The organism is Geobacter sp. PheSNFMC (assembly GCF_059620965.1).
Window position 1 is genome coordinate 1 of record NZ_JCAMRN010000146.1, and the last position, 258, is coordinate 258.

Consider the following 258-nt stretch of genomic DNA (forward strand, 5'->3'; position numbering starts at 1 on the left):
CAAGAAACGGCCCCCAAAATTCCCAGATTTCACTAGACCATATAGCACACTATCAGACAAACACAAATAAAAAAGCCCCGATTTCTCGGGGCTTCTTGTACTACTCTGGTCCTTACTGAACCTTTAAATGGTGGAGGTGGCGGGAATCGAACCCGCGTCCGAAGATCATACACTGAAGGCGTCTACATGCTTATGCCAGGATTTAATTTAGCCGCCCGACTCTCCCCTGGCAGGGATTTCCGGGAAGCGATTCCACTA

General features: G+C 48.8%; 1 other RNA gene. It reads right to left on the bottom strand.

Annotation, left to right across the window (positions count from 1 at the left end):
* Positions 1-128: 128 nt before the first annotated feature.
* Positions 129-258: a transfer-messenger RNA gene (gene ssrA, locus AC6CDK_RS17870) on the bottom strand; the annotation flags it as partial.